The organism is Marinobacterium litorale DSM 23545 (assembly GCF_000428985.1).
In the GTDB taxonomy this organism is placed as follows: domain Bacteria; phylum Pseudomonadota; class Gammaproteobacteria; order Pseudomonadales; family Balneatricaceae; genus Marinobacterium_D; species Marinobacterium_D litorale.
On record NZ_AUAZ01000023.1, the window covers coordinates 36363 to 48810 of the forward strand.

Consider the following 12448-nt stretch of genomic DNA (forward strand, 5'->3'; position numbering starts at 1 on the left):
TGGTTGTGGCGCTGTGTCATCCGTAGCGCGACATCGACATACATAATCCGAACATAAAACCCGAACAGAGCAAACCATAAGAAAAGAGAGGACCTATGAAAACAATAAGAACTGCATCGAAGTGGGCCTGTGCTTTAGCCGGTACCCTGCTGTGCACATCCGCGATGGCAGAAACGACACTGCGTGTCACCACCTGGCTGCCGCCGACCAATCCGCAGAATGTGGTGGTCTGGCCGACCTGGGCCAAGTGGGTTGAGGAGGCGACCGAAGGGCGGGTCAAGGTGGAGATCGAGCAGGGCTCGGGCCACCCGAAAACTCTGTTCAATCTGGTCGAGGATGGTGTAACCGATGTCAGCTTCAGCGTCAACGGCTACCTGCCTGGCCGCTTCCAGCTACCGGGTGTCGCCGAGATTCCCGGTGAAACCGGCGATGCCGAGTTGGGCTCCGTCGCGCTGTGGAAGGTCTACAAGGAGTACTTCGAACCGGCGGATGAGTTCGTCGGTCTGAAGGTGCTGGGGATGTTCGTGCACGGCCCGGGTCAGTTGCATACGCAGTTTCCGGTCAACTCCCTGGATGACCTGAAGGACCGTAAGATTCGCGTCGGTGGCGGAGTCGTTAATGAACTGGCCGAGCGCCTGCACGTGACACCGGTGGCTGCACCGGCGACCAAGGTCTACGAGATGATGCAGCAGGGGATCGTCGAAGGGGTGTTCCTGCCGTTACAGGAACAAAAATTCCTGCGCTTAAGCGAAGTAACAAGCCATGTGACGATGTTCCCCAAGGGGATGTACACGACGGCGTTTACCATCTTCATGAATCCCGATGTGTTCGACGATCTGAGCAAGGAGGATCAGGACGCGATCATGAGCGTATCCGGGGCGAAGCTTTCCCAGCTGGCAGGACAGGCCTGGGGGGCAGCGGACCTGGCCGGTTACAAGGAAGCGCAGGACTCGGGCAAAACCATCGTCCGCCTGACCGCCAATGATCCGCTTGTCGATCAGTTCAATGACGCGATCGAAGGCATGGATGAGGCGTGGATCGAGTCCGTAGCAGACCGCGGTATCGATGCGCGTGCGGCGCTTAACAAGTACAGGGAGCTCGTTTCCGGACAGTAAATGACACATCCCGGCGGGTGTATACAGGCTATGCACCCGCCCCATCTACTTTCCTCAATCCAACCCTCTCTATTCCCGACCTGTAACATCAGCAGGAGGCCGGATATGACTAAAAAGATTGGCTGATGCTGTGAAAGGATGATTGTTTGTGCGCGTGAATTTCAAAGCGGGCTTAGATTTATATCTCTTGTTCATAATATACAAATTTTTAAAAGTTTTTTGATTCGCACAGTGAAACGATACTTTTTATATTAATAATATTTTATTTACTGTATTGCGTGGTCAACTTCATTCAATAGAGAGAAAATCCATGAAAATAAAAAATATTAGCAAATTTATAGCGGCATTTTCGATGTGCTCTGTGATGTCAGGCACCGCTATTGCAGGTGACGTTGTGTCTGGGGGGGGTGCATCTTCAGCCGACAAAATAGAGGGATGTCCCTCGCCGGTCATTCTGAAGAATTTTGTAGAGTTTGCGAAAACCGGCAAGATGCCGCCGGCTTTCGGTAAATGGTTAAACAGTGTTGAGGCGCAGCAGATAGAGCCTTATAAACTATTCGATAATGTTTATAATGTGGGGATCTGTTGGGTTAATGCCTGGGTCATCAAGACCAGCGACGGTCCGGTGTTAATTGATACAACATACGGACCCTTCTTTGATCTTATGATCAGCAATATGCAGCAAATAGGTGTTGATCCGGCTGATCTGAAGCTGGTGCTGATGACGCATGGTCATTTCGATCATGTTGGAGGGGCCGATAGATTGAAAGCCTTGACCAACGCTCCGTTCGTCATGACGCAGGCCGGCTGGGATGAGGCGCTGGAACACTCGAAGAAGATCCCCTTTATGGAGGAGATGAAAGCGGTCCCGGATGAGCACGATATAGTCGCGAAAGATGGCGACATCTTTACGGTCGGCGATACTAAGTTCAGGGTCTACGAGACTCCTGGGCATACTTGGGGTACCGCATCCTATGTGTACGATGTCAAGGATGGGGATCGGGAGATACGCGCCATTACCATTGGGGGTTTGGGTCTGAATGGCGTTAATGATACGAAGCAACTTGAAAGTTATATTGATAGCGTGAATCGTATCGACGCGATGGTGGAGTCGACGAACAATCCCGTTCGAGTGCACGTCCCTGCTCACTCATTTGCGTCTGGCTTGACCGAGCAGGTTGAGTCTATTCAGAATCGCAAGCCGGGGGAGCCACATCCGTTGTTGAAAGAGAGCTCATTGTTGGAGCAGCTCGAAAGGCTTCGCAGTAATGCGCAGCAGCGGCTATCCACCCTGAAGCAGTGATGTGAAATTTTGGATTTCGTGCCAAGAGGCAGCGCTGTTGCAGTGAGCTGCCTCTTCAAGGCGTTTTCCGTATCTGTTCGTCGATTCTATCTCAGGCTGATAACCTCTTTCCGCTATGCAGTTCGGCGAACACCCTGGCGACCACGTCAATAAACACCTTGTAGGCTGGATGATCGACGACTTCCTCCCGGGCCCACAGGTACAGATTGCGGTGTACGACGGCGCCCAGATCCACTTTCAGCTCAACCAACCCATAGTCGGGGCCGATCGCCGACAATGGCAGTCGAGGCAGCACCGACAGGTGTCGGCCCCGGGACAGCAGCTTGATCAGCATCGCGGCATCGTTTTTAAACACCACTTTGGTGCGGACCCGTTTGATACCGCCTGACTGCAACAGTTGCAATACCTGACGCTCGAACGGGCTGGCCAGGCCCAGACTGAGCCAGTCGGCCGATTCGAAGTCACTGATACTGAGCTTTTCCTTCTGTGCCAGCGGGTGGTTGCGGCTGCAGTAGACGCCGATCACATCCTCGGCGATCTGCTGGCGCAGAATACCGTTGATCGGTCGGTCGTGGGGTGCTGGTGCGATGACGACATCGTGTTGGTCATCCATCAGTTCATCCAGCGCGACCGTTGGACGCGCACTGCGAATTGTTACGGCGGTGTTAGGCGACTCTTCGATGACCCGTTCGATGATATCGCTGATCACAGCCAGGCCGATGAGTGGTCCGGCGGCGACGCGCAACTCTTTATTCAAACCGAATTGGTAGCGAGAGAGCTGGTCACGGGCTATTTCCAGGGTGCGAATGATCGCTTTACCCTCCCGTGCCAGGATCTCGCCGATCGGCGTAGCGCTCACGCCGTAACGGCTGCGGGTAAACAGCTGTGCGCCGGCCTGCATCTCCAGTGTTGCCATGGCCCTCGTCAGCGTCGGCTGCGCGATGGCCAGATTCTCGGCGGCGGCGCTGATCGAGCCTTTTTCCAGAATCGTTGCCAGGTACATCAGGTGTTTTGCTTCCATCGATGGCCCCCTAAACCAACTTATTCATTTTTGATCGTTTGGGCTTACAAAACTTCATTTTACACATGATTACGGTGTGCGTAGATTGCAAACTGTCGATAACAAAAAATAAACAGACCGGAGACAATATGAAAATTTCTTCCAAATGGGTGCGTAAAAGTGTCTGTGCCGTCGCGGCAACCCTTGCCGCTAACATCGCTCAGGCAGCGCCGGTAGCGATGGAAACGTCCGGCGCCTCCAGTGTGCTCGGCGTGATCCCACAGGCGATGGCGCCGCATTGGGCGCGTGACGGGATTGACCTGCAGCTGATCACGGACCAGACGCTGACCAAGTCCCTTCTAAAGATCGGACAGGGCACGCTTGACACGGCGTTGGTTCCGCCGCTGGCCTACAATGCCCTCTCGAACGGGGCTGGACCCTATGCCGGCCTTGGGGATAAGGCGGTCGCCTCCTCGAAAAACGTACGGGCGCTGTTCGCGATTCCCGGTAGCCCGTTCCACCCGATCGTCTGGGCCGATTCCGGCATCAAGACCTGGGCTGACGCAGAACAAAAGCGTATCTACATCGGTCCTCCGGCAGGCGCTGCAAACCGACAGCTGGCTGCGCTGATCAAAGAGGGGGGGCTGGAAGAGAACCAGTACCTGCCTATCAAGGCCCCCTGGGGTGCTGCTACTCAGGGCTTTCAGGATGGTCAGTATGACGTCTACATCGGTGCCTTTGGTTTGGGGTCGCAGGTGCTGACGGAGCTCAGCCTGTCGAGGGATATGTTCCTGCTCTCGCTGCCGGAAGATTCGGTGCCGCCGAAAGGCTGGGGGCTGCGCAAGGTGGTTATTCCGGCGGGCACCTACGCTGGTCAGACCAACGAAGAGGCGGTGACCAGCTGGGGCACGGTGATGATGATGGCAGCCCGTAAGGGACTGTCCGATGATGTCGCCTATCAGCTCACCAAAACCTATATGGAACAGCGCGAAGCGGTGTCGAAATCCAATCCGGTGCTGTCGCTACTGGTCACCACAGAACCGTTCGAAGAGGTGAATGCACCGCTGCACCCCGGTGCCGTGCGTTACTACAAGGAAGTCGGTATCGAGATTCCCGAAGAGCTGTTGCCGCCGAGCGAATAAACGCACGGTGCATCTGAACCGGCCGGGGGCCTCTGGGCCTCCGGTGTGGGGGAGTTGATATGAGTTCCTTATCTGTTGTTTCCAACCGCATTCTCTATTGGCTTATGGCGATCCTGAGTCTGGCTGTGACCCTGTACGGTCTGGCCAACGTGATGCCGGCGATCGGTGACTTCCGTATCGGGCCGTTCGAGATGGTGTTTTTCCGCGCCACCTTCTTTGCGCTCTGCGCTCTTGTCGTGATGCTTGGCATTTTCCGCAAGTCGGATGGCTCGCTCGCGCATCGGGTGGTGTCGGCAATGGCGGCGATCTTTACCCTCGGCATGCTCTGGTCTGCGTGGTCGTTCTACCAAATCAGCAGCAAGCTCGACGAGGCGATGTTCCTGTTCGGTGCCCGCGAGATGTGGATTGCGCTGATCGCATCGGCCGGGGCGTTGTTCTTCTGCTGGCGTATCTGGGGCGTACCGGTGGCGCTGCTCGGACTCTTCGGTATTGCCTACATGGCGACCGGACACCATTGGCCCGGCATGCTGCAGACGATCAATACCGGCGTCACCGAGACGCTGGCGCAGAACCTGCTATACAGTCTCGACTCAGGCATCCTGGGGAGTACCTTCTCGATCGTTATCACCACGGTGTTCCCGTTCATCATTCTCGGTGCCGTGCTTGAGGGTGTCGGGGCCGGTGATTCGATGATCCGCATTGCGTTCTCGTGGATGCGTAGAACGGCCGGCGGCCCGGCCCATGCTGCGGTACTCTCATCCGGCCTGTTCGGCACCGTCTCCGGCAGTGCCGTTGGTAACGTGGTCGGCACCGGCGTCGTGACGATCCCGATGATCAAGCGCCGTGGCTTCACGCCCAACTTTGCCGGCGCTGTCGAGGCCGCCGCTTCCACCGGGGGGCAGATCATGCCGCCGATCATGGGTGCCGCCGCGCTGGTGATGGCGGACTTCGTCGGCGTCAGCTACCTGACCGTTATCATCGCCGTGCTGGTGCCGGCAATCGCCTACTACGCCAGCCTGTTCGCGATGATCGTGTTTGAATCCCGTCGTCTGGGTATCCGTACCGGTGACGAAGGCGATAACGGTGTCGAGCGGCCGACCCGGCAGGATTACCTGAACCTGCTGCTGATTTTCGTACCGCTGGGTCTGATCGTCGTGCTGCTGATCACAGGACTGTCGCCGTCGGGCGCATCAATTTCGGCACTGGCGCTGCTGTTCCCGCTCAGCTTCATCAACCCGGCTGTTCGTGAGAAACCGATCAAGCTGGTCCAGAGTCTCTGTGCCGGCGGCAGGACTTTCTCGCAACTGCTGATGGCGATCGCCGCCGTGAGCATCGTGATCTCGGCACTGTCGGTGACGGGCGTGCCGCTGAAATTCGGCATTCTGCTGAGCAGTCTGGTGACCGATTCGCTGATGCTGTCGCTGGTGATCGCCGCGTTCTGTTGTGTCGTGCTGGGCATGGGTATGCCGACGCTGCCGGCTTACGTCACGGTGGCGACCATCGCGATTCCGGCGATGCAGCAGTTGGGTCTCGAGCCGCTGACGGCGCACATGTTCGTGTTCTTCATTGCCGTGGCATCGGCAATCACACCGCCGGTGGCGATTGCAGCCTTTGCCGCCGCCAGTATCTCCGGTGGTGGTCCGATCGGTACCTCGGTACAGGCATCGAAGGTGGGCGTGATGATATTCGCGATTCCATTTACGTTCGCGTTCAACCCGCTGCTGCTGACCGTGGAACAGGCCGGGGCGGAGTTTGTCCTGCTGTCGTGGCTGTGGCTGCTGGCCAAGCTGCTGGTCGGGATCCTGTTGGTGGCGACGGCGTTGACCGGATTCGACAAGCGGGTGCTGAAAATCCCTGAAATTCTGGTCCGTCTGGTGGCCGCCGGCTTCCTGTTTGCGCCGGGCATGTTCATGGACCAGATCGGTGTCGCTCTGGCAGTGGCTGCCGTGCTCTGGCACCGACGCGCTGATTGCAAAATGTACTGTATGAAGGTAACAGGCTGATGACCAATATCATTTATATCGTTGCGGATGACCTGGGCTATGCGGACTTGGGCTGCTATGGCGGCCGTGAAGCCCAGTTCGGTCAAGTGTCACCGAACATCGACCAGCTGGCCGCAGAGGGGATGCTGTTCCTCGATGGCTATTCCAACTCGCCGGTCTGCTCGCCGACCCGTTTCGCTCTCATGAGTATGGCCTACCAGTACCGCCTGCGCGGTGCGCTGGAAGAACCGATCAACAGCCGCAGCAAAGGCAGCGATACCCTGGGGCTACCACCGCACATCCCGACGCTGCCGTCGCAGCTGCAGAAGGCCGGCTACTACACCAGCCTGATCGGAAAGTGGCATCTGGGCTATCCACCCCATTTTGGCCCGCGCCGCTCCGGTTACGACGAGTTCTACGGCATTATGGCCGGCGGTGTGGATTACTTCAGCCATCGCAGCGGCATGGGTGATCATGACCTCTGGATCAACGAGGAGGAGCATGAAGAGATCGGCTATCTGACCGACCTGCTGTCGGACCGCGCCGTCGAGTTTGTGCACCGTCGCGCCGGTGCGGCGGACGACAAGCCGTTCTTCCTGAGCCTGCATTATACCGCGCCGCACTGGCCGTGGGAGACCCGTGACGATGAGGCGCTGGCCGAGAAGATCACCACCCTGTACCACCTCGAAGGCGGCAATATCCACACCTACCGCCGTATGATCCATCACATGGACGAGGGGATCGGGCGCATCATGGCGGCGCTTGAGGAGCACGGTCTGACCGAGGACACGCTGATCGTCTTCACCAGTGACAACGGCGGTGAGCGCTTCTCCGACAACTGGCCGCTGGTCGGCGGCAAGATGGACCTGACCGAGGGCGGCATTCGTGTGCCCTGGATCGTTCGCTGGCCAAAAGTGGTCAAGCCCGGCAGCGTCAGCCTGCAGCATTGCATGACGATGGACTGGTCGCGCACGTTGCTCGAAGCCGGCAACGGCGAGATCGACCCGGAATACCCGGTCGACGGTGTTTCTCTGATGCCGGTGTTGACCGGCGAAACCGACCGCTTCGAGCGCCCGCTCTACTGGCGCATGAAGCATCGTGACCAGCGCGCACTGCGCCTGGGAGACTGGAAGTACCTCAAGGTCGATGAGCACGAATATCTGTTCAACATCGTCAACGATGCCCGTGAACGCGCCAACCAGGCCCGGGTGCAGCCTCAACGCCTGGAGGCGATGCGCAACCAGTGGCTGGCGTGGAACGAGACGATGCCACCGATCCCAAGCGATGCCACCGTGAGCCTGGTCTACAGCACGGCCAACATGCCGCAGCGTTAAGGAGTCCGAGATGTATCCTGAACTTGAACACTACGCAGAACTGAAGATTGAGGTGGACCGTCCTCAGGAGATCGGCCAGGCGCAGCATGGCCAGCGCCGGCTGATCCCGATCCTGGGTGGAACCGTTAAGGCGCGCGACTGGTCCGGCCGGGTGTTGGCCGGGGGGGCGGATCATCAGCTGATCCTGACCCCGCGCATGGCCGATCTGGATGCCCGCTATGTCATCGAGACCGATGCCGGCGATCATATCTATGTGCATAACCGGGCGATCCGTGTTGCGACGCCCGAAGTAACGCAGCGCCTGATCCGGGGCGAGCCGGTGAATCCTGCCGAAATCTACTTTCGCTGCTGTCCGTCGTTCGAGACGGAATCGCCGGCGCTGTCCTGGATCACCGAGCGGTTGTTTATCGGTACCGGTATCCGTCGGCCTGATGCGGTGGAGCTGCAGCTGTTTGAAGTATTGTAATTGTCGCCTGTTCCCTGCGCGATAATTTAAAAGTTGGTCCTCGGCACCGGTTGTCGACCCCGGCGAATTATTTCAAGTCACTGATTTAATCTCATGCATAGCATGACCGGGTCGACCTTTTTAAATTCTTAATATAAGGATTTTCATAATCCGGCGTTTCCGATAGAGATCATTTCATTAAATAGAGAGTTCTTCGCTGTTTAAAGTCTGCATCGAAATTGGTGCAGTAAAACGGCCATGAATCCCTTTGTTCATTTATCGGCCCAAACAATGACAAAAACAATCGATGCCCTAGCCCGGGGGATGCTGGTTCTGGATGAACTCAGAAAACGAAGTCCGGCCACGCTGGCCGAACTGCATCAGGCTACTGCGATCAGTAAAGCGACACTGCTGCGGATCCTTAAAACACTGGAACACGCGGGTTGGGTGGATCGGGCAGACAGCGGAGCCGGCTATAACCTGGCGCGTGCGAAAGGTTTGCAGGGAGCGCAGGGTGCGCATTTCGATTCGATACAGCAGGCGGCGGGCCGGACCTTTCAAGAACTGCTGGATCAAAATTATCTGTCGGCGGCGGTATACGTTCGCAACGAATTACAGATGTCCGTGTTGTGTGCGCTGCCCGCAGATAAGGGGGTGGGGGCGCTCCAGCAGGATCGGCCCCTGCTGTTTTCAGCCGAAGGGCAGTGCTATCTCGCTTTCTGTAGCGACAACGAGCGGGAGCGGATCATCAGCGTGCTGAAGGCCGCAGGGGGGCGGGAAGAGTTGCTGCTGACCCGTGATCGAGTCTGGCTCTATCAGATGCTCGAAACAGCGCGTCAGCAGGGGTATATCCGCTACAGCGTCCCGGATACCGCTAGCGGACAGGAGGTACTGGCAGTGCCGGTACTGAAACAGGGACGTCTGGTGGCCAGCTTGTCCGTATGCCGGATTCCGGGACGGCGTCAGGCCCGATCTCTACAGCCGGACCTGTATACGGTCGTTCAGCGCGCTGCCGGTGATATCGCCAGCAGAATTCCCGCCTGAGGCAGTGCGCAACAAGAGGAAATCGATGAAAGTATTCAACAAACCGGCCGCCTGGACGCCGTTTTTCGCCTGGATGAAGGGGGTAACCCGCGATACTCTGCGCGCCGATCTGATCGCTGGTATCACCGGTGCCGTCCTGGTGTTGCCGCAGGGGGTCGCTTACGCGTTTATCGCTGGACTGCCACCGGAGTACGGGCTCTACACGGCGATCGTGACGGCTATCGTCGCCGCGCTGTTCGGTTCATCGCATCACCTGATTTCGGGGCCGGCAGCGGCCATCTCGATCGTCGTTATGAGCGTTGCCAGCGCCCAGTCGAACGGCCTGGGGTCGGAGCACTATATCGCCACCGTGCTTTTGATCACGCTGCTGGCCGGTCTGATCCAGCTGGCCCTGGGGTTATTGCGGCTTGGCAGGCTGATCAACTTTATCTCCCACACCGTTGTGATCGGCTTCACCGCCGGCGCTGCTATACTGATCGCCGCCAGCCAGCTTAAACATCTGTCCGGCATACCCGTCGGAAGCGGAAACTCGTTCATCGCTGGTTTAGTGTCGCTGGTCGATGGTATCGGTCAGCTCAATCTCTGGTCGGTTGGGGTGGGTCTGACGACGCTGGTCGTCGCTATAACGGTTCGATTGCTGCATCGCGGACTGCCCCATCTGCTGCTCGGCATGCTGGCTGCGAGTCTGGTCTGCTACTGGATCGACGGGGCCGACAAAGGCATTGCACTCGTGGGTGCGCTGCCTGGCACGCTGCCCGGTTTCTCGGTGCCGCAGCTGTCGCTTGAGCGGATGCAGGTGCTCACCTCCGGTGCTTTCGCCGTGGCGATGCTGGGGCTGATCGAGGCGGTGTCGATTGCGCGGGCGATCGCCCTGCGCTCCCGCCAGCAGATCGACGGCAACCAGGAGTTCATCGGCCAGGGGTTGTCCAATATCGTCGGCAGCTTCTTTTCCTGCTACGCGGGCTCCGGCTCGTTTACCCGTTCGGGCGCCAACTACGATGCAGGTGCCAGAACGCCGATGGCGGCGATTTTCGCGGCGATCATCCTCGCTGTGATCATCGTTGTGCTGCCGGGGCTCACCGCCTGGCTGCCGCTGCCGGCGATGGCCGGCGCGATACTGCTGATCGCCTGGAATCTGATTGACTTCAAACATATTGGCGGGATCGTCCGCGCCAGTCGCAGCGAGACGGTGATCCTCGTCGTGACCCTGTTGGCAACGCTTCTGGTCGAGCTGGAGTTTGCCATTTACATCGGCGTGCTGACGTCACTGGTCAGTTATCTGATGCGTACATCGCAGCCGCGGGTCATTGCCGTCGCCCCGCTCGGACAGGGCGAACGCCGACGGGTGCGCAACGTGGCCCGTTACCAGCTACCCCAGTGCCCGCGTCTGCGTATCGCGCGACTCGACGGTTCGCTCTATTACGGCTCGATCAATCATGTGCAGACAACACTCAGGCAGCTGGTCGCTGAATCCGACGGCCTGAGCCATCTGATCGTCAACGGTAAGGGGGTTAACTTCATCGACCTGGCCGGTATGGAGTTCCTCTGTCAGGAATCTGACTACATGGCGCAGCGGGGGATCACCCTTGTCATCAGTTCGCTGAAGGGCACAGTACGGGATGAGCTTGAGCAGTGTGGTTATAGCGACCGTATCGATCGTCCACATCTGTTTGAGACCACCGAAGAGGCGATCACATTCTGTGCCGACAAGATGGATCGAAGCCCCTGTGAAGACTGCAGCCATCGGGTATATAGAGAGTGCCCCTGCTGAGCTGATTATTCCTTTTTTAGTCCTTTTTTTCTTTGATTGAGTAAAACCAGGTTTCCGGGTTCTTATTTAATGCCATTCCGGTTAACCATGTGTGTAATAAATTATCCTATTTAATAAAGAAATATTTTATTTAAGCGTTTCACTCGATGGAACGAAAGCTATTTTATAAACATATTAAGTTTATTATCTAGGTGCGATGATGGTTCATTAAAAAAATAAGGTGTAATAATGAAAAAGACAGCTTTGGGCTTTGTGCTGACAACTTTGGGTGTAGCTGTGGCTGCTGCGAATTCCGCGCAAGCGTCGGAATTAGAATTCGAGAAGCCGAATTTCACGATGTTTGCGAGTCTCGGTGTTCTGGACCGCGAAGACGCCGATTATGACCCTGAGGTATTCGAACTGGAACTGGGTCTGAAGGGGCTGGTGAAGCTCGATGAATTCAAAATGGTATACAGTCTCGCGGCCGACGTAGCCGATGCTGCCAACAGCAAGGACACCGGCGGCGCGGATGGTGAATCGGATATCCATATCCGTGATGCCAAAGTGGTGTTCCCGACTCGCTATGGGGCCTTTGTGCTGGCACCGCGCACCCCAAGTGGTCAGTTACGTGAACTCTACTCCAATGTAGACCTCTTCGAGTACAACGAAACGCACTCCGGCGCCGTGTCGCCGACCGGGATGAAAGGGATCTTCGGGCAGGGTGACGAAGGCCAGGATGTGGTTGCCTATGTCACGCCGACGTTCAACAATATCAAGGCCACTATGGCAATGCTGTCGATCAACGAGACCAACGGCAACGATATCGATGTCAAGGCATTCCGTGTGGTTTACGACGACAAGAAGCTGAACCTTGGGGCGGGCATCGTGGTGGCTGATCAGAGCTTGGCAGGTGCCGATGACGACTACAAGCGTATGGCATTTACGGCGGGGTACAGTTTCGAGCGCTTCGATATCGGTGCCACCTACGAGATCAACGAGGACACTTTCGGCCCCAACGGTGACTATGATTCCTACGGTGTTACCGGGCGCTATCACTTTGGTAACGGCTACTCGGTCGCCGCCGGGTACTATGAGAAGGATTCAGATGTGGATGCCAATGACAACGATGGCATGGTATTCCAGGCAAAGAAAGCCTTCAGTAAAAATATCGTCGCCTGGGCCGAGACTGGGCAGTACGATAAAACGGCTGACAACGTCGCTGTGGGTGTAAATATTAAGTTCTGATCCAACCCGTCCCGCTCCGGCGGGACACCCCTTCCGATATTTTTGCTAGAGTAGTGAGCTTCGCCGCGTCTGATCAGACGCGGCGTTT

Annotated in this window: 10 protein-coding genes; 9 read left to right on the forward strand and 1 reads right to left on the reverse strand. The window is 57.2% G+C overall.

Annotation, left to right across the window (positions count from 1 at the left end):
* The first annotated feature begins 95 nt into the window (after nt 1-95).
* Both G403_RS0115880 and G403_RS0115885 read left to right on the forward strand, forming a co-directional pair.
* On the forward strand, nt 96-1115 hold the full coding sequence (locus G403_RS0115880) for a TRAP transporter substrate-binding protein (RefSeq protein WP_027854863.1): 1020 nt from the start codon (nt 96-98) through the stop codon (nt 1113-1115).
* A 310-nt stretch (nt 1116-1425) separates the two neighbouring features.
* On the forward strand, nt 1426-2418 hold the full coding sequence (locus G403_RS0115885; RefSeq protein WP_027854864.1) for an MBL fold metallo-hydrolase: 993 nt from the start codon (nt 1426-1428) through the stop codon (nt 2416-2418).
* 91 nt (nt 2419-2509) lie between these two features.
* On the opposite strand, the gene G403_RS0115890 is transcribed toward G403_RS0115885, so the two are convergent.
* Nucleotides 2510-3439 (reverse strand): LysR family transcriptional regulator, encoded by a 930-nt coding sequence (locus G403_RS0115890; RefSeq protein WP_027854865.1) that lies wholly within the window; start codon nt 3437-3439, stop codon nt 2510-2512.
* A gap of 128 nt (nt 3440-3567) precedes the next feature.
* Between G403_RS0115890 and G403_RS0115895 the strand changes: the two genes are divergently transcribed.
* The 7 genes from G403_RS0115895 to G403_RS0115925 all read left to right on the forward strand — a co-directional run bounded on the left by G403_RS0115895 (nt 3568) and on the right by G403_RS0115925 (nt 12360).
* Nucleotides 3568-4560 carry a TAXI family TRAP transporter solute-binding subunit gene (locus tag G403_RS0115895; protein ID WP_027854866.1) on the forward strand — a complete coding sequence of 331 codons (993 nt, stop codon included), beginning with the start codon at nt 3568-3570 and terminating at the stop codon, nt 4558-4560.
* A gap of 59 nt (nt 4561-4619) precedes the next feature.
* The gene (locus G403_RS0115900; RefSeq protein WP_027854867.1) at nt 4620-6563 is read left to right on the forward strand and encodes a TRAP transporter permease; all 1944 of its coding nucleotides are present in this window, start codon (nt 4620-4622) and stop codon (nt 6561-6563) included.
* The gene (locus G403_RS0115905; RefSeq protein WP_245578362.1) at nt 6530-7876 is read left to right on the forward strand and encodes a sulfatase-like hydrolase/transferase; all 1347 of its coding nucleotides are present in this window, start codon (nt 6530-6532) and stop codon (nt 7874-7876) included. The genes G403_RS0115900 and G403_RS0115905 overlap by 34 nt, the downstream gene beginning before the upstream one ends.
* A gap of 10 nt (nt 7877-7886) precedes the next feature.
* Nucleotides 7887-8342, forward strand: a complete 456-nt coding sequence (locus G403_RS0115910; RefSeq protein ID WP_027854869.1) for a DUF3237 domain-containing protein — start codon at nt 7887-7889, stop codon at nt 8340-8342.
* Between the two features lie 270 nt (nt 8343-8612).
* Complete coding sequence (locus G403_RS0115915) at nt 8613-9365, forward strand: helix-turn-helix domain-containing protein (RefSeq protein WP_169719913.1); 753 nt, start codon at nt 8613-8615, stop codon at nt 9363-9365.
* 25 nt (nt 9366-9390) lie between these two features.
* A complete protein-coding gene (locus G403_RS0115920; RefSeq protein WP_027854871.1) occupies nt 9391-11136 on the forward strand; it encodes a SulP family inorganic anion transporter in 1746 nt (581 codons plus the stop codon).
* Nucleotides 11137-11364: 228 nt separating this feature from the next.
* On the forward strand, nt 11365-12360 hold the full coding sequence (locus G403_RS0115925; RefSeq protein ID WP_027854872.1) for a porin: 996 nt from the start codon (nt 11365-11367) through the stop codon (nt 12358-12360).
* Nucleotides 12361-12448: the final 88 nt, after the last annotated feature.

Coding starts and splice junctions, on each gene's coding strand:
- G403_RS0115880 (WP_027854863.1), top strand. CDS start 96: ATGAAAACAATAAGAACTGCATCGAAGTGGGCCTGTGCTTTAGCCGGT.
- G403_RS0115890 (WP_027854865.1), bottom strand. CDS start 3,439: ATGGAAGCAAAACACCTGATGTACCTGGCAACGATTCTGGAAAAAGGC.
- G403_RS0115915 (WP_169719913.1), top strand. CDS start 8,613: ATGACAAAAACAATCGATGCCCTAGCCCGGGGGATGCTGGTTCTGGAT.
- G403_RS0115920 (WP_027854871.1), top strand. CDS start 9,391: ATGAAAGTATTCAACAAACCGGCCGCCTGGACGCCGTTTTTCGCCTGG.
- G403_RS0115910 (WP_027854869.1), top strand. CDS start 7,887: ATGTATCCTGAACTTGAACACTACGCAGAACTGAAGATTGAGGTGGAC.
- G403_RS0115895 (WP_027854866.1), top strand. CDS start 3,568: ATGAAAATTTCTTCCAAATGGGTGCGTAAAAGTGTCTGTGCCGTCGCG.
- G403_RS0115925 (WP_027854872.1), top strand. CDS start 11,365: ATGAAAAAGACAGCTTTGGGCTTTGTGCTGACAACTTTGGGTGTAGCT.
- G403_RS0115885 (WP_027854864.1), top strand. CDS start 1,426: ATGAAAATAAAAAATATTAGCAAATTTATAGCGGCATTTTCGATGTGC.
- G403_RS0115900 (WP_027854867.1), top strand. CDS start 4,620: ATGAGTTCCTTATCTGTTGTTTCCAACCGCATTCTCTATTGGCTTATG.